Annotated in this window: 23 protein-coding genes; 6 read left to right on the top strand and 17 right to left on the bottom strand. The window is 47.8% G+C overall.

Annotated elements, in window-relative coordinates; translation table 11 throughout:
- Positions 1 to 8 precede the first annotated feature (8 nt).
- Positions 9 to 1,217 (bottom strand): hypothetical protein, encoded by a 1,209-nt coding sequence (locus tag NSU14_RS32830; RefSeq protein ID WP_076243700.1) that lies wholly within the window; start codon positions 1,215 to 1,217, stop codon positions 9 to 11.
- Positions 1,207 to 1,650: an SMI1/KNR4 family protein gene (locus tag NSU14_RS32825; protein ID WP_042140537.1), complete on the bottom strand. Its 444-nt coding sequence runs from the start codon at positions 1,648 to 1,650 to the stop codon at positions 1,207 to 1,209. Before NSU14_RS32825 ends, NSU14_RS32830 begins: the two co-directional genes overlap by 11 nt.
- 151 nt (positions 1,651 to 1,801) lie before the next feature.
- Here NSU14_RS32825 and NSU14_RS32820 point away from each other — a divergent pair, with 151 nt between their 5' ends.
- Positions 1,802 to 2,431, top strand: a complete 630-nt coding sequence (locus NSU14_RS32820; RefSeq protein ID WP_231575256.1) for a pentapeptide repeat-containing protein — start codon at positions 1,802 to 1,804, stop codon at positions 2,429 to 2,431.
- 181 nt (positions 2,432 to 2,612) lie between these two features.
- On the opposite strand, the gene NSU14_RS32815 is transcribed toward NSU14_RS32820, so the two are convergent.
- The 6 genes from NSU14_RS32815 to NSU14_RS32790 form a co-directional block, all read right to left on the bottom strand.
- A complete protein-coding gene (locus NSU14_RS32815; protein WP_042140539.1) occupies positions 2,613 to 2,978 on the bottom strand; it encodes a GntR family transcriptional regulator in 366 nt (121 codons plus the stop codon).
- On the bottom strand, positions 2,975 to 3,631 hold the full coding sequence (locus NSU14_RS32810) for an ABC-2 transporter permease (protein WP_340948559.1): 657 nt from the start codon (positions 3,629 to 3,631) through the stop codon (positions 2,975 to 2,977). The genes NSU14_RS32815 and NSU14_RS32810 overlap by 4 nt, the downstream gene beginning before the upstream one ends.
- Positions 3,624 to 4,478 carry an ABC transporter ATP-binding protein gene (locus NSU14_RS32805; protein ID WP_042140541.1) on the bottom strand — a complete coding sequence of 285 codons (855 nt, stop codon included), beginning with the start codon at positions 4,476 to 4,478 and terminating at the stop codon, positions 3,624 to 3,626. The genes NSU14_RS32810 and NSU14_RS32805 overlap by 8 nt, the downstream gene beginning before the upstream one ends.
- Positions 4,479 to 4,582: 104 nt before the next feature.
- Positions 4,583 to 5,839 carry an acyltransferase family protein gene (locus NSU14_RS32800; RefSeq protein ID WP_340948558.1) on the bottom strand — a complete coding sequence of 419 codons (1,257 nt, stop codon included), beginning with the start codon at positions 5,837 to 5,839 and terminating at the stop codon, positions 4,583 to 4,585.
- 146 nt (positions 5,840 to 5,985) lie between these two features.
- Positions 5,986 to 7,509, bottom strand: coding sequence for a malate dehydrogenase (quinone) (gene mqo / locus NSU14_RS32795; RefSeq protein ID WP_340948557.1), 1,524 nt, complete (start codon positions 7,507 to 7,509; stop codon positions 5,986 to 5,988).
- Between the two features lie 187 nt (positions 7,510 to 7,696).
- Positions 7,697 to 8,842, bottom strand: a complete 1,146-nt coding sequence (locus NSU14_RS32790) for a hypothetical protein (RefSeq protein WP_340948556.1) — start codon at positions 8,840 to 8,842, stop codon at positions 7,697 to 7,699.
- Positions 8,843 to 9,055: 213 nt separating this feature from the next.
- Between NSU14_RS32790 and NSU14_RS32785 the strand changes: the two genes are divergently transcribed.
- Together NSU14_RS32785 and NSU14_RS32780 are read left to right on the top strand one after the other, a co-directional pair.
- Positions 9,056 to 10,126, top strand: coding sequence for a bifunctional transcriptional activator/DNA repair enzyme AdaA (locus tag NSU14_RS32785; protein WP_340949030.1), 1,071 nt, complete (start codon positions 9,056 to 9,058; stop codon positions 10,124 to 10,126).
- The gene (locus NSU14_RS32780) at positions 10,110 to 10,886 is read left to right on the top strand and encodes an isocitrate lyase/PEP mutase family protein (RefSeq protein ID WP_340948555.1); all 777 of its coding nucleotides are present in this window, start codon (positions 10,110 to 10,112) and stop codon (positions 10,884 to 10,886) included. The genes NSU14_RS32785 and NSU14_RS32780 overlap by 17 nt, the downstream gene beginning before the upstream one ends.
- Before the next feature lie 146 nt (positions 10,887 to 11,032).
- On the opposite strand, the gene NSU14_RS32775 is transcribed toward NSU14_RS32780, so the two are convergent.
- Entirely contained in the window at positions 11,033 to 12,208 is a 1,176-nt protein-coding gene (locus NSU14_RS32775) for a discoidin domain-containing protein (RefSeq protein ID WP_340948554.1), read from the bottom strand.
- A gap of 292 nt (positions 12,209 to 12,500) precedes the next feature.
- Here NSU14_RS32775 and NSU14_RS32770 point away from each other — a divergent pair, with 292 nt between their 5' ends.
- Both NSU14_RS32770 and NSU14_RS32765 read left to right on the top strand, forming a co-directional pair.
- Positions 12,501 to 12,851 carry an AbrB/MazE/SpoVT family DNA-binding domain-containing protein gene (locus tag NSU14_RS32770; protein WP_076243708.1) on the top strand — a complete coding sequence of 117 codons (351 nt, stop codon included), beginning with the start codon at positions 12,501 to 12,503 and terminating at the stop codon, positions 12,849 to 12,851.
- Complete coding sequence (locus NSU14_RS32765; protein WP_340948552.1) at positions 12,848 to 14,557, top strand: ABC1 kinase family protein; 1,710 nt, start codon at positions 12,848 to 12,850, stop codon at positions 14,555 to 14,557. Before NSU14_RS32770 ends, NSU14_RS32765 begins: the two co-directional genes overlap by 4 nt.
- 108 nt (positions 14,558 to 14,665) lie before the next feature.
- Here the strand turns inward: NSU14_RS32765 and NSU14_RS32760 are convergent, their stop codons facing one another.
- From NSU14_RS32760 to NSU14_RS32740, 5 genes are all read right to left on the bottom strand, one after another.
- Positions 14,666 to 15,118, bottom strand: coding sequence for a VOC family protein (locus NSU14_RS32760; protein ID WP_042140549.1), 453 nt, complete (start codon positions 15,116 to 15,118; stop codon positions 14,666 to 14,668).
- Positions 15,119 to 15,231: 113 nt separating this feature from the next.
- Positions 15,232 to 15,909, bottom strand: coding sequence for an ABC transporter ATP-binding protein (locus tag NSU14_RS32755; protein WP_340948550.1), 678 nt, complete (start codon positions 15,907 to 15,909; stop codon positions 15,232 to 15,234).
- Positions 15,909 to 17,030 (bottom strand): ABC transporter permease, encoded by a 1,122-nt coding sequence (locus NSU14_RS32750; protein ID WP_340948548.1) that lies wholly within the window; start codon positions 17,028 to 17,030, stop codon positions 15,909 to 15,911. The genes NSU14_RS32755 and NSU14_RS32750 overlap by 1 nt, the downstream gene beginning before the upstream one ends.
- Before the next feature lie 121 nt (positions 17,031 to 17,151).
- Positions 17,152 to 17,718 carry a TetR/AcrR family transcriptional regulator gene (locus NSU14_RS32745; RefSeq protein ID WP_336103696.1) on the bottom strand — a complete coding sequence of 189 codons (567 nt, stop codon included), beginning with the start codon at positions 17,716 to 17,718 and terminating at the stop codon, positions 17,152 to 17,154.
- A gap of 573 nt (positions 17,719 to 18,291) precedes the next feature.
- Positions 18,292 to 19,572: an amidohydrolase family protein gene (locus NSU14_RS32740; protein WP_340948546.1), complete on the bottom strand. Its 1,281-nt coding sequence runs from the start codon at positions 19,570 to 19,572 to the stop codon at positions 18,292 to 18,294.
- A gap of 184 nt (positions 19,573 to 19,756) precedes the next feature.
- Between NSU14_RS32740 and NSU14_RS32735 the strand changes: the two genes are divergently transcribed.
- A complete protein-coding gene (locus NSU14_RS32735; protein WP_042140554.1) occupies positions 19,757 to 20,188 on the top strand; it encodes a MarR family winged helix-turn-helix transcriptional regulator in 432 nt (143 codons plus the stop codon).
- A 276-nt stretch (positions 20,189 to 20,464) separates the two neighbouring features.
- On the opposite strand, the gene NSU14_RS32730 is transcribed toward NSU14_RS32735, so the two are convergent.
- From NSU14_RS32730 to NSU14_RS32720, 3 genes are all read right to left on the bottom strand, one after another.
- Positions 20,465 to 21,010, bottom strand: coding sequence for a nitroreductase family protein (locus tag NSU14_RS32730; RefSeq protein ID WP_340948544.1), 546 nt, complete (start codon positions 21,008 to 21,010; stop codon positions 20,465 to 20,467).
- Positions 21,011 to 21,042: 32 nt separating this feature from the next.
- Positions 21,043 to 22,050: an ABC transporter substrate-binding protein gene (locus tag NSU14_RS32725; protein ID WP_076243710.1), complete on the bottom strand. Its 1,008-nt coding sequence runs from the start codon at positions 22,048 to 22,050 to the stop codon at positions 21,043 to 21,045.
- A gap of 85 nt (positions 22,051 to 22,135) precedes the next feature.
- Complete coding sequence (locus NSU14_RS32720) at positions 22,136 to 23,338, bottom strand: AraC family transcriptional regulator (RefSeq protein WP_076243711.1); 1,203 nt, start codon at positions 23,336 to 23,338, stop codon at positions 22,136 to 22,138.
- Positions 23,339 to 23,597: the final 259 nt, after the last annotated feature.

Here is a 23,597-nt window from a genome sequence, read left to right as displayed (position 1 = left end):
CTCATTCTTCAGTAATCGCGCGCTGCATCGAACCAGCGCTGGGCCATCTCCTCTGTTACAGGCTGGCCAATTAGATGTTCAGACTGGCTGAGTTGCCATACCGCTTCGCTAAGGTCTTCGCGTTCTGTAGTTTCGATGCCCTTGAGGGTATTGAAGCGTACGGTAAAAGCAGTAATGGCAGCCTCTGCATCGTGGAAGCTGCGGGCCTTCGCCAACGCTGCCTGGGCAGTGCTGTAAGCTTCGTTAGCCAGCTTGGCCAGACGTTTAGGCCAGGACGAGAACGGGCGGCCATACTCGGCCGTCCACCACTCCGGCTTTCGCAATTGGCTCACCGAAGCATGCTCGGTCCACGGGCGGGTGTTAGCGCGTGCTTTCATTTGCTGCTTGAGGCGCTTGCCCGTAATCTCTTCCACATTGTAGGCGATAAACCTGCTAAGCTGCGGCCAGGCACTCAAGGGCGGCAAATCCCCCAAATCCGGCATGAAACGCAGCTCCAGATTTCTTAACCGGACATGACGGGCCAACAGGTCCAGGCCGCAGAAGTTCCCCCACAAACTCAGTGAGTCAAGGCCCGGGAACCGGTCCAGACACTCCAGCGAGATGGGCTGTCCCAGCGGCGCATTCTGTAGCGTCAGGCTTGTCACTTGGTGCAATTCACCCAGGCCGGGCAGCAAGAATGGAGCATCATTCTTGCGCCTGCTAGTGCGTGGCGCCAGTGTCAGAGAAGATGGCACACCGCCCGTAGCCGACAAGTGTGATAGATTACCGGACACACTCAGGCGGAAATCACGCTCCGGAAGCCGCAGGGTCAGGTGCCCCCCGGACGGTTTCAGCACGATATGCAAGCCGTGAATAGAGGATTTGCTGGCGTCTGCTGCCATGTCTGCAGACAGGATGGGTGTCCATGTCAGCTCTTCAACGGGACGTTCCTGCGCCCAGTCAAAGAAGCCCGTATTATCTCCTGTATAGTGTAGAAATCGCGGCCAGGGCGAGCCGGCCGGTGTGGCGAAGGCATCGAATACGGTCCAATCGATCTGCGCGTCAGGCTCAACATGAAGCTCGGCCTTCTTCCCCAATTCCGCAGGTCCGATGGAAAGACTGCCCACCCCAGGCTGAATGGCGAGAGTGTGACTGCGGGGGCCTGTCAGGTCGATGGGATAACTGCCAGCTTCTCTAACCGAACCAGCAGGAGGACGAGCTTGGTTATCACCATTCATAGAAATTATCCTCGATCAATTCCTCGAAAGAGTCTGCTAATAGCTTGCTCTCCCCGCTATCGTGATAACAGATAGTAACCTGTCCTGCCGGGTCAATGAGTATCGGATCGCCGGAGCCATCCATGGAAATAACATAACAGGTTGCTAGAAGCTCTGCAAAAGGATGGTTCTTAAATTGCTCCCGGAACCCCAGCGTCAAATCAACAACTGTTTCGTTCCCGAGGCTAGAGCCATTCGAAAATGCATGTATTGCAAGACCTGCATATGCTCCCCCAAACATTTTGATAAAGTCTATGTAGTCCTCATGAAAGCTTACATTCAGCTGCTGCTGTGCTTTAACGATTTCCTCTGGGCTCGCCGGAATACCTAGTAATGATCTGTTATCCTCCCGGTGGAGAAAAACTTCCAATCGCTTCATTAACGCATCCTTCATAGATAATCTCCTTCCAGCCACAGGTAATCCTGCGCCTCTGGCTACAGTCATACTAATTATATAAACTATATGGAGCTCTTTTTACCTTTTTTGGCAAAGTCAGCATTATTACGTATAATCGCCATAAGAGCTATGCATCAGAGGAGGATCTATGTTGAACAAGAAGTCACTCATTGCAAGATGGAACGATGACCAGCTTAATGAAGTGAACCGGTTGCTCTCCGCTGTTACAGGCAAACCTAATCTGCATCAAAAAGACCGCTCTTTTCCATCCTCCCCCTATGGACAAAATGAGGCTGGGCTTGATGATTACCGGGGAGTTACCCTGACTGAGACCATACAATACCTTACAGTACAGGATGCCGATCTGTCTTATGCACGTTTCGATGATTCTGCAAGCTTGAACACCTCAACCTTTACAAATTGTTGCTTTGACGGGGTTAAACTGGATAGCAGATATGTGACTCATACCTTCAGCCACTGTTCTTTCCGGGGAGCCAAGCTGAATAATGCCAGGATCAGCAAGGAGTTTAACAATTGCGATTTTACAGGCTGCAACTTAAGTAAAGTGATAGCGAACGATGTATCCTTTACACGCTGCCGTTTTGCCAATGCTAATTTTCGCGGTGCCTTATTGTTGTACTGCCGGTTCGAGGAATGCAGCTTTGATGGAGCTTTCTTTCAGGACGGCTCGGTAGCCGGAAGCCGCTTTACGGGAGAGGCAGGCCTGCTCCCTGTTTGGGGAAATACGATACTGGACAATGTCAAAATCCATGAATGATGTCTGCTTGAAGCAATGAGCAGCCTGCTATTTCAGCGTCATCCCATACCAGTTACCCTTCAGCTTATCCAGCACGTAATCAGTAGAATAACTGTGAATTCACCTCCGTTACAATAGCTCCAGCCTACAGCAAAACGCACAAGCGAATGGCTTGTGCGTTTGCTTATACCGGCTTTAGCTGTCAATAAATCTTCTTCAGCAGCCCCATCACTTCATCCAGGGTGAGGCCGAAGGACTTGTAGTAGGAGGTGTCGCTCTCCATTTGCTTCAGGATCATTTCGTTGCGTATCCGCAGCATCTCCTCCTGCGAGAATTCGGCTACAAAACATCCTTTACCTGTTACCGTGTTGATCAGACTGCTTCGCTCAAGCTCTTCCCAGGCTTTCTTAACGGTGATCACACTAACATGCAGCTCTAGGGCTGCCTGCCGGATGGGCGGCAGACAATATCCGCTTTCCAGCTCTCCCTTCAGAATTTGTGCACTGATCTGTTCGTACAGCTGCTGATAAATCGGTTTCTCCGATGTATTCGAAATTGTTACATTCATAATATCTCCACTTTCAGAAATCTCTTTACCGCTATCTTATAGGCAATCAGCGTGAATGCAATGAAAATGATAATACCCGCGATCAGAATGGATAATTGCAGCGCCGTATTATCAGTCCCTGAGCCATAGAAAATGTCATTTACCCAGGGACTTTGGATTCCGGCCCATTGGGCCAATCCGGCAAATAGTATGGCAGCCGTGGTGGATGCGGTCGTTGCCGCGCCATACTTATACGCAGTCTTGTAATACATGGATATAAATGGGATGTTGAAGATGGCCAGCATGATGAAACATAAGCCCCAAAAACCCATATGCGGCGGATAGAAAATATAAGTCAGATGAGGGTACAAGCGAAACGTAAATATACTGAAGACCATGGCAGCGAGAAGATGCATGAGTTCAAGAATGACGACAACGATTATCCGGGAACTCACGATGTCTGTTTTGGTCACGGGCATCATCGTGCTGAACATCAGATCATTCTGGCTTTTGAATCCGCCAAACATGTTCGGTATCGTTATGAAGCAGAAATACAACGGGACGATAAAGTAGACCCAACCCGGAATAAGCATCAATCCCCCCATAATTAAGGGTAATACGAAGAACCACGGGTTTACGCCTAATTTCAAATCCTTCATCACCAAATTATACATATACATTCTCCTTTTTCGCAAAGTAGATCATGATTTCATCAAGACTCGGCGTGGTTGCCCTCAGGCTGGAGGATGGATCAATGTCTTTGGTATGAATCAATCCGGTAAAGCCGAACGAGTTGATTTTGTAGGAAATCAACTGCTCCTTCACTTCGCTTAATTGGGCTTCACTGCCGCTGAGCAAACGGTAGGACTCCTTTAATTCATTTTTCTCGGAGCTGGCAATAATTTGTCCTTGTTCAATGAAGGTTATATAATCCGCACATCGTTCTAAGTCGGAGGTAATATGAGTAGAGAAAAGAATGCTGATCTCGCCGCCGATGATGAGCTCCTGAAAGATATCGAGCAGATCGTCTCTGGAGACCGGATCGAGTCCGCTGGTCGGTTCATCCAGGATGAGCAGCTTTGCGCCATGCGATAAAGCAAGGGCCAAGCTGTACTTTACCTTCATTCCCCGGGACAGCTCCGCTATTTTTTTGTTCTCATCCAGCTTGAACCGTTTGAGATAATTGTAGTAAGTTTCATCATTCCAATTCTTATAGAACTTCCTGGTAATATCGGTCAGCGTCTTGATCTTGCTGCGTGTATAGAAATCGATATCACCGAATGCGCATCCGATTTCCTGCTTCAATTCAATCTCGTGATCAGCGATATTCTTGCCAAGAATGTATATCTCGCCGCTATCGACATGAACCATGTTCAAGATCGATTTGATCGTGGTCGTTTTACCGGCGCCATTGGCCCCGATGAACCCCATAATGTAGCCCTTCTCCAATTGAAAAGATACATCCTTGATCTGAAAGTGCGGATATTTTTTATTTAAATTGCGAATATCTAATGCCAGCATACCCTACCTCCTCAATAAATTGTGTATTCCGTACATACACAATGTATCACGAGGCTTCGACAAAAGTCAACGGGCACAATAAGCAGCACAGCATGAGAGCTGACTTATGCTGCACTAACCGATGGTGCATCCTTGGGCTTGCGCCGGAAGAACGGCATGCCTTTGGACCAATGGATGAACGGCCGCTCTATGACATAATAAGAGACTGCCGCCGCCGCATACGAGATGACGAGTACGGTTACACTGATGCCGAGCCAGCGCCACACATCCCTAATCCCGGAATAGTGATAATCGGCTATGCCGTACTTCTCGATTAGTGTGATGAACAAGTAATGCCAAATATACAGGCCGAACGAAATCTTCGCGGTAAACCGGAAAAAGCGGTTATCCAGCAAACGCCCTACGATCACGCTGAACGGTGCTGACAGCAGTACGATTCCGAACAAAATGGCATAAGCCGGGAAGTAATAGGGCTGGTGCTGGAGGCTGAAGTCAAATTCGCCCTGGTGGCGCATACGCCAGATCAACAGACCGGCAAGACCCAAAGCGGCGGCTCCGGCTGCGTCGAATACTCCAAGCTTGCGTAGCCGCTCCACCTTAGCACCAAGCTGCATGAACGCGGTCGTTATACCAGCAGCCAGGATGCCGATAGCGAAGTGGCCGAAGAATCCGACCGGATTGTAATTCGGCATCCAGTATTTTGCACCGCCAATCTGGCCATAATCCCAGCCCCGGCCCTGCCCGCTTGGCGTAAACCACTGATGGACGAGGGAGTTTATGGCAAGCACCAACCCAAACGCGGCTACCCAGAACAAGATCGCTTTTCCGAACGAACGCCGCTTGCCGAGCACAAACAATACAGCCATAAACACAGGCATAAGCAAGTAGCTAAACACCTCGAAGCTGATCGACCAGAACGGCCCATTCAAGTCAGACGGGAAAAAGGTTGTATAGTGGAAGCCTGACGTAAATGTGAACCCCGTTATGATTCTCCGCCACAGGTACTCCGTAGGAATGTCCAGCCTCCATACGAGCAACAGACAAACCAGGAATGATACATAGAAGCCAGGCATAATTCTTGCAGCGCGGCGTACGGCATACGTCCGGATAGACGGATACGGCTTATTTTCCAGGTAAGCGCTCCAAAAGGGGAACGACAGCAAAAATCCGCTTAACAGGAAAAACAAGCTGACCCCGCTGTTCCCAAGCAAGAGAACCGACTGCACTTCTTGAAGCCAGGGCTTTTGTGCGGGCATCACCAGCTTTTGTGACAGATGATGCAGGATGACGGACAGGCAGGCGATCGCACGAATGCCATCCGCTCCTGCTAACCGGGTACGGCCTAACTGAATCTTGGACATCAGCTACATTCCCTCTTTCCCTCAATAACTTGATTCCAGGCACTCACATATTTCCATAAATAATAGAAAAACCCTGCAACGCTTCGAGGGAATAATTCCGCGCACAAAAAAAGAACCTTCCGCACCGGGAAAGTTCTCACCTGCTCCTATGAATGCTTTACCTTAATCTGCTGCACAGGCTCCCCTGGTCCATTCGTCAGCCCTAGCGACTCTGCTGCTAAAGTATTGATTTTGTTCAAGAGCTCTGTGTTGCCCTGCAGAGACAGGCCGTAGGAAGGGATCATTCGTTTGATCTTCGGCTCCCAGGCTTCAATATGCTGCGGGAAGCATTTGCTGATGACCTCCAGCATGACAGAAACGGCGGTAGAGGCCCCAGGAGAAGCGCCCAGCAATGCGGCTATTGAGCCATCGGCACTGCTGATCACCTCCGTACCGAATTGAAGCGTACCTTTACCGGCAGCTGTATCTTTAATAATCTGCACACGCTGGCCTGCCACCACCAGATCCCAATCCCCGATTTTGGCGTTCGGGACAAATTCCCGCAAGGCTTCCATCCGCTGCTCTTTCGACAGCATGACTTGCCCGATTAAATATTTGGTCAATTGCATATTCTTGGCGCCTGCCGCCAGCATCGTGACGAGATTACCCGGCTTAACGGAGGTGACCAGATCGAACATCGAGCCGTACTTCAGAAACTTGGGCGAGAAGCCGGCAAACGGTCCGAAAAACAACGATTCTTGCTTGTCGATCACCCTTGTATCCAGATGCGGAACAGACATTGGGGGCGCACCGACCGCTGCTTTACCGTATACCTTGGCATGATGCTGCGCCACAATCTCCGGCTTCCGGCACACCATAAACAGTCCGCTTACCGGGAATCCGCCAATCCCTCTGCCCTCCGGAATACCGGATTTCTGCAGCAGGTGCAGGCTTCCTCCCCCGCCCCCGATGAAGACGAATTTCGCCGTATGCCGCTCAGCAGCGCCGTTGCCGGCATTCCGCACCTTAAGCTCCCAAGAGCCGTCCTTCGTGCGCTTAAGGTCCTCAACCTGATGGTTGAACCGGATATCGACGTTGTTGCTCTGCAAGTGGCCGAACAGGATGCGTGTCAGCGCACCGAAGTTAACATCCGTTCCCGACTCCATCCGGGTTGCCGCCACCGGCTGGCCGAGTGTCCGGTTCTTCATCATCAGCGGAATCCATTTCATCAGTTGCACCGGATCAGCGGAGAATTCCATGCCTTGAAACAGCGGATGTCCTGAAAGCGCTTCAAATCTTTTTTGTAAAAAGGTTACGTCTGTCTGTCCTTCGACAAAGCTCATATGTGGTACGGGTACGATAAATTCCTGCGGATCTTGTATGCGTCTGCTGTTCACCAGATAAGACCAAAATTGCTTCGAGAACTGAAACTCCTCATTCACCTTGATAGCCTTGCTAATGTCGATAGATCCATCCGGCTGCTCCGTGGTGTAGTTAAGCTCGCACAATGAAGAATGCCCTGTTCCCGCATTGTTCCATTCATTGGAGCTTTCCTCCCCGGCACCCGCACGCCGCTCAAACACAGTGATTCTCCAATCAGGCACTAATTCCTTAAGCAGTGAACCCAGTGTTGCACTCATGATTCCGGCACCAATTAAAATCACGTCTGTTTTGGTCTGTTGGTTGCTCATATTCTACCGTCCTTCTACCCTACGATTTGCAGGAAGGATGCAGGCACTCCTGCTCTGGCACGCATAACTTGGCCACACACCTGCTTGGGATCAATTCTGATCTTAGTGTATCACTATTGAATATAAATTTTAAGATTTATCTAATATTTTATGAAAACAATGTTTATGGAAAAGCTATGAAAACCGCTCAGTCTGCAATGAATTGTTGTGTTGAATGCATGCCTTCCCAAATCTTTCCGTTAGACAGATGGTATTCAGTCTCCACTGAACCGTCTGTTCTGGTGTAGCTGATCACAAAGACCTGGCCTGTCTCAATCAGCATTGGGTATTGATCGTAAGGAAGGACATTTTCCTCCAGTGGCAGGTCTTTGACATCTCCATACGCATCCTCCAACCGCCAAAACTCCCGATAGGCGTAATCCTTGAACCCGCTCAAGTCCTCCTTTCCAAAATACGATGCCGTATACTTCTTGCCCTGTAAGATGAGGGATTCTACTCTGGTAGGTTCAATATCTTTAGCAATCCAGCTGAGGTCCTCGGAATGAAGGTTGCCGCCATAGTGCTTCTGTAGCTGATTGGCCATACATGGGATGGATTGGGTACTATAGTCCATTCCATCAAGATTGGTATGTGCTGATCCGTAAATGCCCATGACGCTCTCACTGCCCAGCTTTTCAAATTCACGGATAAAGTTTGCCGTCATCATGTTTTCCCGGTATATGCCGTCCTCCTTGCTGTAGAATAACTGCCCTTGCTGGATCGCTTCTTTTGTTAAAGTATAGCTCTCCGATCCTGTCAGATCGTTTGCCTCAAGATAAGATAAGAACCGACTGCCGGTCGAATCATACTGATGCCCGATATCTGTGCCGTGGAAAATCGTCTCAGGACACTCGCTTTTTATTTTCTGAAAGAACGTCTTAGTATATGGAGTGTGACCCGCTGTCCCCTCCCAATCGTCATAGATTTCCTCCAGAAGTTCGTCATTATCAGATTGCATCCATAGGTTCAAGTATTCAGCGGTGAAATAGGACTGCTCGACAAACAAGTGTCTCATGCCCTCGTTATGATAATGTTCAGACCACAATTCATACTCCTTGTCCATAATCTTGGCATTGCCATGTGCTTCACCGTACAGATAGATGCTGCCGGAGGCTTGCGTCACCATAGGCGTTTCCTGAGTCGGCTGCGCAGACACGCTCGCTGTCTCACCTACGGTGGAATTGTTACAGGCTGCAAGGCTGCTGGCCACCATTGCAACGATCAAGGCAACCAGCAAAGAGCGTACAAGCATTTTTTTCACTTTGGTTAAGCAGGTAAACTTGTTGTCATTCATAAACAGTGATCAACCTTTCATGGTTAAGAATTTCTTAAATACCAATTTCAAATCATTACCATTAATCATAAAATAAGAGAGACACTAGCGCTGCAGCAAAACGCACAAGCCAGTGTTTCCCCATTCGAATACAAAATAAGTGCCTGATTTTCGGCTACGGCTATCGTTAGCAAGGGGTATACTAATCTCATCCTTAAATATGTAGGTGTGATCATGATCCATAATGAGGAGCGTAAAGCCGAATATTATCAAGCTCTGCTCGAGAAAAAATCTGACTACGAAGGTGTCTTCTATGTGGGCGTCACTTCCACCGGGGTATTTTGCCGTCCGACTTGTCCAGCCAGGAAACCAAAGTATGATAACTGTGAGTTCTACGAGACCGCGCAGCAGGCACTACTGGCCTCCTTCCGCCCCTGTCAGCGCTGCCGTCCCTTGTCGCATCCGAATCATGTCTCTGATATCGTCCGGCTGCTTGTCGAGGCCGTTGAGCAGAACCCGGAGAAGCGCTGGAAGGGACAAGACTTCAAAGAGCTATCCATTGATGAATCCACTGCCCGCCGTCAATTTAAAAAGCGCTTTGGTATGACCTTCGTTGAGTACGCCAGGTCCCGTCGAATGGGACTCGCTTTGAAGAGCATCCGGTCGGGAGGGAAGATTATCGATACACAATTAGCCTCCGGCTATGATTCCAGCAGCGGATTCCGGGATGCCTTCTCCCGCATTATGGGCGCAGCGCCTACTCGGTTAGAGGATAGCCTTATTCTTAGAGCATCGTGGCTGGACACGCCGCTCGGCCCCATGATGGCAGTAGCGGACGACAGTGGGCTGTATCTCCTGGAGTTCGTAGACCGCCGGGGTCTGGAACGCGAGGTTGAACGGTTAAGGACAAGATTGAAGGCGGCGATTATACCCGGACAGACACCCCATATTCAGTCGATTGAGAGAGAACTGAGTCAATTTTTTGAGGGAACGTTAACCGAATTTAAGACGCCTCTCCATCTGGTGGGATCGTCTTTTCAGAAGAGCGTGTGGGAACAGCTAAAGAAAATCCCACCGGGCGATACCCGTTCTTACGCAGATATCGCACTGGCGCTTGGCAAGCCCGCCGCCTATCGTGCGGTAGCACAAGCGAATGGAGCCAATCCAATAGCCATCGTCATTCCCTGTCATCGCGTAATTAACACCAGCGGCGAACTCGGCGGGTATGGCGGCGGAGTCGCACGCAAAGAATGGCTGCTAAATCATGAGAAAATCGGAGGTCAATACAATGAAAAGTCAACTTGAACAGGCACGGGAGCTTCACGAATTGCACAGAAGCGGCAGCCCGCTAGTCCTCGTCAATGCCTGGGATGCCGGAAGCGCACAAATTATTCAAGGAGCGGGGGGCCAGGTTATTGCTACCGGCAGTTGGTCTGTAGCTGCAGCGCATGGATACGATGATGGGGAGAAGCTTCCTTTCGAGCTGGTTCTATCCAATCTTCAGCGGATTAGCAATAGTGTAGATCTGCCCATTACCATTGATATAGAAGGCGGTTATGGACCTTCTCCGGAGATTATCAAGAACAATGTGTTGAAAATCATCGGGTGCGGAGCCGTAGGCGTCAATCTTGAAGATCGGAAGATCCATGAACCGGGACTACACTCCATAGAGGAGCAAGTCTTGCGTATCGCAGCTGTGCGGGAAGCCGCTGAGGAGGCATCGATTCCTCTTTTTATTAATGCTCGTACCGATATCTTCTTACAGACCGCCGCCCACGAGCATGATGAGACTCACCTGGAAGCTACCCTTCAAAGGGCACACGCCTATGCCGAAGCCGGCGCTCACGGATTCTTCGTGCCGGGCTTGTGTAATGAAATGCTGATCGAGAAATTATGCCAGGAGTCTTCACTACCTGTTAACGTTATGATCTCCCCGGATTCACCCCCTCTCCAGAAACTGGCATCGTTAGGCGTTGCCCGCATCAGCTACGGTCCGCGTCCTTATTTGATTTTGATGGATGCCTTAAAACAAGCTACTGTGAGAGCCCTGGATTTACAGGAATAGTCATCATCTTAACCTAGGAGATTCCAAAAAAAAATGCTGGTCAGGTTTCCCTGAGCCAGCCGTTTTTTGATTATTTTAATAAATATTCTACAGATCAACAAGCGAACTATATTACTATCCTTCGCACGACTTCTCGAAAAAATCCCTTACGGTGAAATAGAACCTGGTCCGTATACCTCAAACTCAAAGATTCTGGCCGCAGGGTTCGTGGTTTGTGTAGGCGCCGTTACGTTCAGCTTAATATACCGGGCCGATACTACTGTTATATTGTCTACCGTAATACCAAGCGTATTATTGGTTACGTTGACCACCGTGCTCCAGTTCGTACCATCGGTGCTGACCTGAATATTGTAGGCCTTCGTATTATAGGAGGCGGTCTCTCCGCCTTCCGATGCATGCTTGATGACAAATTGATTGACTTGCTTCACGGAGCCGAGATCGATCTGCAGCCAGCGGTTGCCGGACTTGGAGCACCATTTGCTGTCATTGATGACGCTGCCTTCCACAGCTTTGTCCGCAGTTTGCGAGGCATTGCACGTACTGTCAACCGTCGCGGGTTTATTTAATGCCATATTTGGAGGCCCGTATACCTCAAACTCATAGATTCTTGCCGCAGGGTTCGTGGTTTGCGTAGGCGTTGTAACGTTTAACTTGATATATCTTGCTGATACTGAAGCGATATTATCTACTGTCACGCTTTTCATATTATTGGTCACTTTGACTACTGTACTCCAGTTCGTACCATCGGTGCTGACCTGAATATTGTAAGCTTTTGTGTTATAGGAGGGGGTCTCCCCGCCTTCTGCTGCATGCTTGATGACGAATTGGTTCACTTGCTTCACGGAGCCAAGATCGATCTGCAGCCAGCGGTTGCCGGACTTGGAGCACCATTTGCTATCATTGATGACGCTGCCTTCCACGGCTTTGGCCGCAGTCTGCGAGGCGTTGCACGTACTGTCAACCGTCGCGGGTCTGTTCAATGCCAAATTCGGAGTCAATGTAGTAGCGCCGCACAGCATATTTGCTCCCGTAGCCGCCCATTTTGCATACAGCGTTAGATTTCTGGTGATTAGATCTGATCCACTATAGGCTTGCGTCAGCGCACTGTCGTAGTACCAGCCTGCGAAGCTGTAGCACTCCTTCACCGGAGTATACTGAAACACCAATTTACCTCCGGACGCCGATACAAGTTGCGGGGCAATCGTGGAGCCTCCGTTCGTCTCATAAGTTACGACTAGTTGCGTGGGAGTCCCCCCTTGATCGCCTCCGGCAATTACAGGAGTCCCTAACGTCATTAACGAAACGATGATAGCTACCACCATCAAGTAACCTCTTATTTTCGCCCTAATCCTTTTCTTTCCCTCACTAATTCCTGAGCCTTCCATCATTCGAGCCCCTTTCTCCTACCTTAATGATTACGGATTTTTGCACCATTCATAAGGGTATTCACAGTAACGCGGAAGAATGCTTGTTTATCGCCGAGCTAGAACAGTATTTTTAGACAAATTTCAGACAAATAACGGATTGCAGACTTTAGCAAACAACATTCATTGATGATATGATTAGTATGAAACATCATACTGGTGCAGATTCATCATCTAAGGAGAGATTAGAATGCAGCAAAAAAAAGAAAATAGTCACGGATTCGGGCATGGCAAAGTGCTGGGAACAACCTCAATGGGCGAGCGGGGACAAGTAGTTATTCCTAGAGAAGCAAGGGAAGAGCTTGATATCAAGCCAGGTGAGAAATTCATCGTTTTCGGAAATAAGCGCAAGGGGGCTGTCATTCTGGTCAAAGCCGAAATGTTCAATAAATTTGCGGATTTCTTCATGAGCGCTTCGAAAAAGTTTGAAAGCATGGCCCAAGCGATTTTTGATAAAAGCACTACGATTCCAGAAGATGAAGATGATGATCAGGAGCCGGCAGCCGCTGAAAAAAAACCTGAGGTAGATGAAAAAGAATGAGCGAATTCTTTAAATTGATGAAGGATGTCCGGTTCAGAAGAACCATGCGGATGATTTTTAAGTTCGCCTGGGATTTCTGGTGGCTGGGCAAGCAAAAGTATTTTATTCCGGGACGGCGCTTAGAGGCGAAAACAAAAGCCTTATATCGAAAACAGGCAGCGTATTTTACGAAGACCGCGATGGATATGGGTGGCTTAATTATCAAGCTTGGGCAGCATGTTAGTGCACAGGTGGATATTTTGCCGAAGGAAGTTATTGATGAACTGTCCAAGCTGCAGGATTCCGTAGAATTCGTAGATTATTCCGAGATTAAGCACAAGGTAGAGACCGAACTCGGAGTATCTATTAGTGAGATTTTTGCTGAGTTTAATACAATTCCTATCGCAGCGGCTTCCTTAGGACAGGTACATCGGGCGACCTTACGAACAGGTGAAGAAGTCGCAGTGAAAGTGATGCGTCCCGGGGTCGAGGACATTATCGCCATTGATTGGAGATCCATACAGGTTGCTATTTCGTTATTGAAACGCCAGACGAAGATTGCAGACTTCATGGACCTGGATGCGGTGTATGATGAGTTTCACGACACCGTTATGGACGAGCTCGATTATGAGCAAGAGGGGCGAAATGCAGAAGAATTCCAGATGCAGTTTATCCATCGGGATGATATCGTGGTTCCAGGCATTCATTGGTCCTATACCACTTCGAAAGTTCTAACCATGGAGTTTTTGGAGGGTGTAAAAATCAATGATTTTGCCCAGCTGGATGCCTGGGGTGTGGACCGGACCCAATTAGCGACATCGCTGATAGAAATTTTCGTAGAGCAGATTCTATTAGAAGGCTTCTTTCACGCAGACCCGCACCCTGGCAATGTTCTCGTCCAGCCTGACGGCACCATAGCCTTAATTGATTATGGAATGGTCGGACGAATTGCCGATGATATGAAGACGCAAATGGTAGCACTTCTGATGGCGGTGTATTTAAAAGATGCTCACGGCGCAATCGACGCCCTTACCCGTTTGAGATTTTTAAGACGGAATGTAGATTTAGAGGTATTCGCAAGGAACCTTACGTTATTATTTGAACAAATCAACGGGGATACGTTTGACCTTAGCTTCGTGACGTCAGGTGACAATGCTGAAGAGTTACGTGATTTCCTCTATTCTCAGCCTTTTCAGTTACCGGCAAACACAACATTTTTGGGAAAAGCCATAGGCACGGTGTATGGACTTTGTACCGGACTGGACCCCGGACTTGATTTGATTGGGACCGTTAAGCCTTATGTCGAAGAGGTTGTGCGCAGGGATCTGCGGGGAAATGTCTTCTCTAACGTTGTAGATGAAGGCAAGAGCATTCTCAAAGGAATCCTTCCTACGACCAAGAAGTTCATATCTGCGGTAGATAAAATGGATAGCGGAAATTTACGGGTAAAGCTATCGAGCTCCTTCGAGCAAAAATTGATCGATACGCAAAATAAAAATACACAGCGGATTATTGCAACAATCATCGGGGCGGTATCCCTTCTGACTGCGGCAAACCTGTGGAATGAAGTGAGTCATCTTGTTTCTTATGGGTTGGGGGTTTTGGGGCTACTCATTATGCTTAGCCAACTCAAAACAAGAGGACGCCGCCGTGCCGAAAGACACGCCAGGCAGATGAACGCCATGCGTGAGCGTAGCAGATTGGAAACGCCGAAGTCTAAGCACTAGCAAAACGGGGGTTATTTTTCTTGAGCGAAGAGGATCTGGCGCATGAAAACGAGTGAACGTAAATAAGAGCGGGGCATAAAGCTGTTAGCTTATGCTCCGCTCTTATCTTTATTTATTACTTAGTTGTTCCGCCAAACCGACCAGAATTCCTTCGGTTCCACGAATGTAGCAGAGCTTATACGAGTCCTCGTACTGAACCACCTCGCCAACGAGCTGAGCACCATACTTAGTGAGTCTGGATACCATTTCGTCAATGTCTTCAACGGTGAACATGACACGTAGATAACCGAGAGCATTTACAGGAGCAGTCCGGTGATCTGATATAGCAGGCGGGTTGATAAATCGCGAAAGTTCAATTCGGCTGTGGCCATCCGGGGTAACCATCATAGCAATCTCTACGTATTGAGAACCCAGTCCGGTTACGCGGCCTGCCCATTCACCTTCGACGGTGGCTCGCCCCTCGAGCTTCAGGCCAATCTCCTCGAAAAAAGAAATTGCGTCGTCCAAAGACTCGACAACGATACCGACGTTGTCCATTCTTAGTAATTTATTTTCTGCCATAGTTTCATCTCCTTATGTGTACAAATTTATTAGCCGATCCTCTTAATAATTTATTCTATTTAATAATTACTGATTTCTCAACAAATAGTAGTAGCAGGATTGCCGGATATGCATTACTGCAAAGACAATTTTCCATCCTCCATCCGGTAGACCTTGTCGCAATATTCAAGCATACGCTCATCATGAGTAACCATAATCGCCGCTTTCTGTCCCGAATTCACTTCTTGCGCGATTAGACTGACCACTTCATGTGCACGTTTGGTATCCAGACTTGCTGTCGGCTCATCCGCCAAGATGATGCTGGGATTATTAATTAGGGCACGGGCAATCGCTGTCCGCTGCTTCTCCCCGCCTGAGAGCTCTTCCGGAAAGCTATTTAATTTCGAGCCCAGACCCAGCTCTGCCAGCAGTTTAGTGGCGAACTCCTTGTCCTCTCTTTTAACCTTTCCCGACATCTTTTTTATGATCAGCAATTGATCAAGAACATTTAGATAAGGAACCAAATTCGATGATTGCATAATGAATCCGATTTCTTGTAGTCTTATATTCGCCAGTTCTTGTGCAGTAAGCCTAGAAATAGGATGTCCATTCAGCTTTGCTTCTCCTTCTGAAGCTTTGAGCAGTGCTCCAGCAATAGACAAAAAGGTACTTTTACCTGAACCCGACGGTCCAACTACAGCAACAAACTCCCCCGGGTCCACTGAAATGGACACATGGTCGAGTGCCGCGATCCGATTGCTTCCTTCGGCATAATACTTGGTAACATCACTCATTTGTAATCCCTTATTCATTATTCAACCCTCCCGAGCGCCTTGAGCGGATCAATCTTTGTAATCTTTCGTACTGATACCAGCGAACTTAACATAGCGATAACCAGCAAGATAACAGAATACGAGACGACAAGACCAGGCTCCAGCTTAAATGGCATACCCTTCGGCATAATGGCTGCTGTTCCATAAGTCAGTAAGACCCCAACTACAATACTAGTCACTGACAGCACAAACACTTGCGATACAATGGCTTTGCTCAAGAACCTGTTACTGGCACCTATAGCCTTCATAATGCCGAACTGGTTAGTTTTCTGCATCGTCATTACATAAAAGAATACCCCAAGCACGAATGCGGCGATTGCGAGCAGAAATGCCAGCATCATTAAGATAGTACCATTCTCTTCCTTGTACCCTGGCATTCCTTGAACTGCGGCCGCCCGGGTAACCGTGTCCGTATTGGTCAGCTTGCTATTCATTACATCAGGATCGATATCTTTGCCTTGTAACATAATCGCATTAACGGGCCCTGCAACTCCTTTATCCGAACCCGGAGCCGCGAAGGTAATCTTCCGCCATTCCGCCATCGGAGTGAATACGGATGCAACGTGGTTATAGGTCTGGTTCTCGGCAAAGCCTATAATCGTCAGTGATTCCATCGTGCCATCTAATTGAAAAGTGTCACCAATGTTATAGCCCTCATCCTTCATGGTCGAATTCACTACAACACCGGTAGGGTTATCAGAAGATAGGCCTTCCCCTTCCACGACAGCCGGTTCCAAGAAGCTTCCCGGATTGATTCCTATAATTGCGATATCCAGCTTATCTTCACTCTTGGTGCTTGGTTCCTTCAACGCCGTTGCCATCGTACTTCCCATAGGTGCGGCAGCACTAACATTGGGTAGTAGCTCCGCCTCCGCCAGTAATTGATCAGACAGTAGTGACTTGCTCATGGAGGACTGCGATCCTTCTTCAAAAATGACATAATCCGCCTTCATCGTCTTAAAGGTTGACGCAGCTAACGTAGACAGGCCATTCCCTAACCCGGATAAGATAAATACCAGCCAGGCTAGCAGTACAAAAATAATGATGATCATCAAAAATCTCATTTTGCTGTGCATCAATTCTTTCATAGCTAAAAACATTCCTTTTCCAACTCCTCGACCTTTTTTTCGACACAAGTGTCAATTTAGACTCGCCATCACGCCACAACATTAATTAAACAGTATAAATGACACCTGTGTCAAATTAAATCCAAGACTGAGGTTAGCTCTTGGCTCCTCCGGTCCACATCTGAAACAACAGCTTTCCCCAAGCGGGTACTGGGATTTCCAGCATATTAGGTGTATCAATTAAGTTAAAGAATACGCCAATAAGTACAGGAAGTGGGATATCCTTCCTCAGGTCATTATTCTGTTGTGCGCGTTCAAATAAGCGTGATAATTGAACTTTCAGGGTCATATGTGCTTCCTCAATAAATTCAAGATCTCTGGCGGCTGCAGATGAATTAGCAGTATTAATTTTACTGGCATTTCCTAAAAGCTGATGTAGTGCAGACTCTTCTACATAAACGAGAAGCAGCTGTTCGAGGGCGTCCATAGGATCAGCCTCATCAATGGCTAATGCATTTTCTAATACCGTTGCCATTACGCGCTTCATACAAGCAGCCACGATCTCTTCCTTATTGGAGTAATATTGATAAATCGTGCTTCGGGCTCCTGACAGATGCTGGGAGAGCAGCTTGAGGTGAAAACCGTCATACCCATGCTCAAGCACTAATTTTTTTGTCATATCCAGCAGCTCTGTCTCCGTGAAAGACTGTTTTCTTCCCATTGAATCTCTTCCTGTCCTATCTCTGATTTTATTTATTATCAGTTTAGCATATGTTTATAAGCATTTCCCAAAAACAAGACCACTGCTCTCCACAAGGTGGAGATGATCCGAGTGAACTACATACCACCTATGAGGCGGGTGCTTCTTGTCCAATAGAGTTAACACTCCAAGTTTACCAAAGCTTACTGGCTATTCCTTTATCCAAAAGACAAAACCAAGGCGACTAGCGCGAAGGAGAACGTAATCCAGAAGGAATGACCAAATGCCCGCCCCACATCCTCTATGGTGTGCTGTACAGGTAAATTCCGGATCTGCCTAGTGAGGTAAGCAGTCGTTATCGTGATTCCGAATGATGACATAATTTGCTGCGCGGAGGCTGTAATCGGCGTTACACGACTGACAAGCTCCTTGGGCGACGACTTGAGAACATGGGTGTTAATCTGCATCATTGTCGTTCATCACCGTACTATCCAGGATAACCAGGAACATGCCTGCGGCGACAGTCAATAATATGGTAATATCTTTCGCAATGAAAAATCTGCCTGTGCATTCTCAGATTGCGCCTTCATGATTTTAGGCCTTCGCCAATTTTTGAATACCGCGCTGCCATACTTCGCGGATCGATAACGTATCCGAAATATGGGTCGTCGGATCGCCGTCAACCCACACCAGGTCAGCTCTTGCCCCTTCCACAATACGACCGCGGTCATCCAAGCCGAAGCGGCGGGCCGTCTTCGAAGTTGCTGACTGAAGGGCTTCTACAGGTGTGAATCCCGCTTCCACCAATAGCTGCATTTCATGGTGTACGCTTACTCCATGGGCAAGTCCGCCAAGCGTTGGTACCGGTACAGAGACATCCGTACCCACCAGAATGTCAACACCTGCATGGTGAAGGTCCATTACGTTCCGATAGTTGTCTTCCATACTGCCTTGCGGGTAGGTATTGAAGCAGGCATTCAGAGTATCGATCCATTCCGGACTAAGCTTGGAACTCACACGCGGATCTTCCGCCATTTCCGAAGCGGGTTTACCGATAATTGAGGAGTTCAAGACGAGACATGGCGTAACAAAAGCACCTGCCTCCGCAATCATTCTCACCAGTTCCGGAGTCGTTTCAGGGCGGTCGATGAATAAGTGAGCGAGTCCCTCGACACCAACCTCTATCGCTTGCCGGGAGGATTCCGCAGTCAATACATGGGCAATCGCAATCTTGTGTTGCCGATGCGCTTCCTCTACAGCCGCTCTCAGAATATCCTGGCTTAAGACCGGCAGTCCAGGCGCTGCTAATACGGTTCCTTCTTCGATCATAATCTTGATATAGTCAGCTCCATCTCTAACTTGATCACCCACGAATGTTATAGCCTCGTCCGGGGTTGATAACGAAGGAGCCTCTCCATGATCATGTGCATGAGCAGCCAGCAGGGCATTCCGATCTTCTTCGCTCATCTTCTCCAATTCCTTCAGTACAAAATCTGGAATTTCTCCGTCTCCAGGCATGAGTTCATCCGGATGACCACCGGGAGGTGTGACCCCCATCCCTGCAGATCGTACATCGGCAATATCCTCGATCCCTTTCAATTGTGTTTCACGGCCATTTTTCGTGAATCCGCCCATCATTTCCAGTTCTGTCGTTACTCCGAATTGCAGAGCGTCCCTCAGACCTTCCACGGAAGTATGAACATGCGCATCGATCAGACCGGGAAGCAAAGTCCCTCCTTCAGCATCGATAATGGTCGCATCTTCGGGAATTTCACCGCCCACCGATATAATCTTCTCGCCTTCGATCAGGACCGTTTCAGCTCCAATCACTTTCTCGCCGTCAAAAATCCTTGCATTGGTAATTGCAGTAATCATTGCGTTTCCCTCCAGTAATGATATGAATGTACTGTTTATAGATAGAACTATAATAGTTAGAGTTCTAATTGTCAACGTGTTATCTGTTAGAGTGGAAACATTGTGTAATTGACAGTTAGATGAAAGGACATTATGATTTTCTTAAAGTTAGAATTCTAAGTATAGAAGGGGAACTGTGTGTATTATGACAGAACATGTTTCACTTACCCCGTATTCGGATTTAATCCGATCCATTGGAATGAAGATTAGAAGCATGGCGAACGCCCGATTGTCGGAGCTGGGCCTGAACGCCCAGCAGGGGCAAATGATGGGCTATATTTTTGAACATCAAGACAAAGGGGTAATCCAGAAGGATTTGGCTGAACATTTCAACCGGAAGGGTGCCACCATCACTAGTATGCTTCAAGGGCTGGAGAAAAAGGGATACATCAAGCGGGTGATTCCGGAAGATAATGAGCGCCAGAAAAAAATATATTTATTGAAAAAAGGGAGCGACCTCGTTGAAGAATTCAATACAATATTCATGGAAGTCGAGAAGAGCATTATCCAAGGCCTTACCGAAGCAGAAAGTGAGTCCCTCAGGAAATTACTAATTAAAGTAAAGGTCACCATGTAGTAGCGGTCATGGATGGTAACGTTTGCCTCCATTCGCAACCTACCCTTTTGTAAGATGGCTCTACCGCGATATTAACTCTGTAGTACAATTAAACTCACAAACGCCCGTATACACAGCATTCCAATCGGAGCGTAACATACCCTGCTCCTATCGTTGGAATGCTGCAAATACAGGCTCCTGCGAGCTTTTCTCCAAAAAACTTGCCCTACTTATAATACGGTTCTCCGTGCTGTCTGTAATGGCAAGTTTTTATATTATGAAATTGGTTGGGACAACTTAGGAATCAATCAGCGTTAAGCATTGTTCAATTGCCTTACGCTTGCGGGGCTTAGGTGTCCGGTCAAAATAGCCGAGATGTAGAATACCAGCAATCCGTTCGTCCGGCTTAACTCCGACAGCACGGTGAAAGGCCGGGTTCCAATTGCATTCGTTGGTTTTCCACACAACCCCTATTTCCCGTTCCCAAGCGAGCAGCTGAATATTCTGAATGAGAGCAGCCGCAGCAGACAGCGCGTCCTCCCAATATTTCTGGCGGGGATCTGCATCGTAGGTAACGATAAGGTGGGCTGGTATGAGATTGCAATACTGGTTGCGCGCCCATTCTCCCCAGCGGTCCCTTACTTCATCTGAATAGGTAAGGCCCACCGCTTCAGCGAATTTCAGCCTGCCTTCTCCCATAAAGAGAATAAATCGCCACGGTTCTTTACGGGAATGATAGGGAGCCCATTGTGCATCGCGCAGAATGTCCATGAGGACATCTTTATCCAGCGGTTGACCGTTAAAATCACGTATCGTCCTTCGTTCCCTTATAACTCTAACCAATTCGCTAGATTTAGGGGTATTCCCATCTGTCATCATTTTGCATTCCCGCTAACGAGCATCGTTACTGCTTCCTTCATTGTCTCGCGAATAGTAACGATATCGGATCCGTAATACTTTTCCGTCTCTAGCTTGTGAACGCGTCCATGTTTGACTGCGGGGAGACCCTTCCATAGGCCCAGCTTTTCAATTTCCTCCATTGCCTGTTTGTCGTCTTCCTCATTACGAACGATAAGCAGCATATGATCCGCGGCATATTCATGAAGCTGCTCAAGCGATATTTCGATTGCTGAGCTAAACGGGTTTTTCGCTATTTCCGCCGTCACCGCCTCAGGGGCGTTCGCCTGCAATCCGCTGTGAAGCATATAGCCGCCGAAGTTTCGGTTCAGATATATGCGCAATCTTCCCTTTTCCACACGAACAATCGAGACAGTCTCCTTCCCCAGCGATTGTTTTAATTGCGTTCTTGCTGCATCGGCTTCCTCTTCATAGCCCTTAATCCATGCATCGGCTTCCGGCTCCTTGTTTACGAGGCTGGCTATTTTGGTGAAAATGTCGTAAATCGGGTCCTGATCAAAAGAAAGATAATAGACCGGCGCAATTTTACTGATTTGTTCCATTTGCTCTTTATAGATCTCATTAAAAACGGTTGGCGCCAAGATGAGGTCAGGCTCAAGCTCCAATATCTTTTCTACGTTCGGCGGGTCTCCAATCCGCTCTACACCCTTCATCTGATCGAGCGTATATACAATTTTATAACTATTGTCACCTGCACCAACGGGTATTACGCCAAGCTCCAGCAGTTCACTTGCAAATTCACCCGCAATGATTCGCTGCGGAGCAACAGGTATTTCTACTTCCCGTCCCAAATCATCCGTTACAACCTTTGTCGCTACTGAGCCTGTCTGTTGCGGCGTATCCGGCGCTGCATGGTTACTCATGTTTTCTTTCCCGGCATTGCCGCATGCCGAAATCATCAATAGCATGAACAATGCAACACCCGCAACTAGTATTGTCTTAGAGCCTCTAACTAACTGGACCATGGTTATCCTCCTGCTAAGTCTTTGATAGTGATAATGATTATCACTACAGATTTTACCCTAGTCCTTTTGCCGCCTCCATAGACCCTTATTGCATCCGGGATGGATAATTATGATGCCGGTGCCTCCTCATTAACTTCTCTGCAGCTTCATGCATTTGCATCGTGATCGAGACCGGATCATTGCTGAGCCATTTGCCCACATCCAGATGATGTATGTTCCCCCTGCGAACTGCGGGAAAATTACGCCAAGCTTCTGTCTGAGTAATCCCCTGCCACTGTTTATTCGCTCCGTCATCTGGCTGAACAACAACAAAGAGATGCTCCGCCTCAAAGAACGGCAATTCCTCGATCGTGATGACACTAGAATGAAAATGAACGTTGCATATGCATTGCATTGATATTTTTTCCGGTGGTGTTAATTGCAAAGAATGATATAGAGGATAACCCATATTAAGCATACCGTATACTTGCAGAAGCTGCTCTCTCACACGCAAAATCGCAACCCGCTCACCGCCCATGAATCCAAATAAGCGTGATCGCAGCACTGTACATTGCGTTTCATAACTCTCTACCCAAGCGAGAGCCTCCAGCTCCCGGTCAAGACCTTCAGCTACTGCAAACAATTGCTTATAAATGGGGTCTTCGAGAACATCAATCTTAATCACAGGAGCTACCTTAACCAACTGCTGCTCCAATAGGGGATTCGAGGTCACGATTGCATAAGGGGATAAGGCTAGAAGCTGGTTGATATCCAATTTCGGGGTTATATCAGGGCTAATGTTCAGGATCTGACTGGATTCAGGCACACGCAGATACCCATTTGTATGTTCCAGATTAACAGCAACCGGATCAACACCGAGTGCTTGGCAATGACCTAACCCTTCCAGTGCGATTACTCTGGGCCAAGCCTGCTTCTTAAAATGAGTGGGTGCGGCACCATACAATTGTTTGAAGCGGCGGCTAAAGTGATACGGATCCGAGTAACCCACCCTTCGGGCAATCTCGGCAATTGAATACTGCGAATGCTTTATAAGCTCCATGGCTTTCTCCATTCGTAATCCTGTTAAATAGCTAATGGGGCTTACTCCTTTGTATTTGCTAAACATTCTGGAATAGTGCTCTGGATTAAGCCCGGCAATGACCGCAAGCTGTTCACGTGAAATGGCCTCTTCAAAATGTTCTTCCATATGAACCACTGTTCTATTTATTTTATTCCTGGAATCCTGCACATGATGCGGATGAATACGTGGTTGCCCATGGGGCTTATCTGTAGATTCTTGTCCCGGCATGTTGGACCCCTCTCATATTAACTGAGAATTATTATCACCAATAAATTATAGCATATTTGCTTGCAAGCATTATTACGGCCGATGGTATCGGTGAAAACCTGGGCTGGGTATGTGACGAGAAAAACGCCGAGATGATGACAAAGAGCCTGTGGAATGACGCTCATAAAGGGATCAGAAATGAGATTGACTTCATCAATAAGACGGCAAATTAAGTGATCTATGTGATAGAACAGTCAGCAAAAAAGGTTCATCGCAGCAG

The sequence above is a fragment of the Paenibacillus sp. FSL R10-2771 genome, assembly GCF_038000205.1.
Classification (GTDB): domain Bacteria; phylum Bacillota; class Bacilli; order Paenibacillales; family Paenibacillaceae; genus Paenibacillus_AQ; species Paenibacillus_AQ phytohabitans.
This window is presented reverse-complemented; position numbering and strand designations above follow the sequence as displayed.

Excerpts from the sequence above, each read along its gene's own strand:
- NSU14_RS32780 (WP_340948555.1), top strand. The coding sequence starts at position 10,110 with ATGAAAAGTCAACTTGAACAGGCACGGGAGCTTCACGAATTGCACAGA.
- NSU14_RS32825 (WP_042140537.1), bottom strand. The coding sequence starts at position 1,650 with ATGAAGGATGCGTTAATGAAGCGATTGGAAGTTTTTCTCCACCGGGAG.
- NSU14_RS32815 (WP_042140539.1), bottom strand. The coding sequence starts at position 2,978 with ATGAATGTAACAATTTCGAATACATCGGAGAAACCGATTTATCAGCAG.
- NSU14_RS32775 (WP_340948554.1), bottom strand. The coding sequence starts at position 12,208 with ATGGTGGTAGCTATCATCGTTTCGTTAATGACGTTAGGGACTCCTGTA.
- mqo (WP_340948557.1), bottom strand. The coding sequence starts at position 7,509 with ATGAGCAACCAACAGACCAAAACAGACGTGATTTTAATTGGTGCCGGA.
- NSU14_RS32805 (WP_042140541.1), bottom strand. The coding sequence starts at position 4,478 with ATGCTGGCATTAGATATTCGCAATTTAAATAAAAAATATCCGCACTTT.
- NSU14_RS32770 (WP_076243708.1), top strand. The coding sequence starts at position 12,501 with ATGCAGCAAAAAAAAGAAAATAGTCACGGATTCGGGCATGGCAAAGTG.
- NSU14_RS32830 (WP_076243700.1), bottom strand. The coding sequence starts at position 1,217 with ATGAATGGTGATAACCAAGCTCGTCCTCCTGCTGGTTCGGTTAGAGAA.
- NSU14_RS32820 (WP_231575256.1), top strand. The coding sequence starts at position 1,802 with ATGTTGAACAAGAAGTCACTCATTGCAAGATGGAACGATGACCAGCTT.
- NSU14_RS32725 (WP_076243710.1), bottom strand. The coding sequence starts at position 22,050 with ATGGTCCAGTTAGTTAGAGGCTCTAAGACAATACTAGTTGCGGGTGTT.
- NSU14_RS32760 (WP_042140549.1), bottom strand. The coding sequence starts at position 15,118 with ATGGCAGAAAATAAATTACTAAGAATGGACAACGTCGGTATCGTTGTC.
- NSU14_RS32750 (WP_340948548.1), bottom strand. The coding sequence starts at position 17,030 with ATGTTTTTAGCTATGAAAGAATTGATGCACAGCAAAATGAGATTTTTG.
- NSU14_RS32765 (WP_340948552.1), top strand. The coding sequence starts at position 12,848 with ATGAGCGAATTCTTTAAATTGATGAAGGATGTCCGGTTCAGAAGAACC.
- NSU14_RS32810 (WP_340948559.1), bottom strand. The coding sequence starts at position 3,631 with ATGTATAATTTGGTGATGAAGGATTTGAAATTAGGCGTAAACCCGTGG.
- NSU14_RS32800 (WP_340948558.1), bottom strand. The coding sequence starts at position 5,839 with ATGTCCAAGATTCAGTTAGGCCGTACCCGGTTAGCAGGAGCGGATGGC.
- NSU14_RS32785 (WP_340949030.1), top strand. The coding sequence starts at position 9,056 with ATGATCCATAATGAGGAGCGTAAAGCCGAATATTATCAAGCTCTGCTC.
- NSU14_RS32720 (WP_076243711.1), bottom strand. The coding sequence starts at position 23,338 with ATGCCGGGACAAGAATCTACAGATAAGCCCCATGGGCAACCACGTATT.
- NSU14_RS32740 (WP_340948546.1), bottom strand. The coding sequence starts at position 19,572 with ATGATTACTGCAATTACCAATGCAAGGATTTTTGACGGCGAGAAAGTG.
- NSU14_RS32735 (WP_042140554.1), top strand. The coding sequence starts at position 19,757 with ATGACAGAACATGTTTCACTTACCCCGTATTCGGATTTAATCCGATCC.
- NSU14_RS32790 (WP_340948556.1), bottom strand. The coding sequence starts at position 8,842 with ATGAATGACAACAAGTTTACCTGCTTAACCAAAGTGAAAAAAATGCTT.
- NSU14_RS32745 (WP_336103696.1), bottom strand. The coding sequence starts at position 17,718 with ATGGGAAGAAAACAGTCTTTCACGGAGACAGAGCTGCTGGATATGACA.
- NSU14_RS32755 (WP_340948550.1), bottom strand. The coding sequence starts at position 15,909 with ATGAATAAGGGATTACAAATGAGTGATGTTACCAAGTATTATGCCGAA.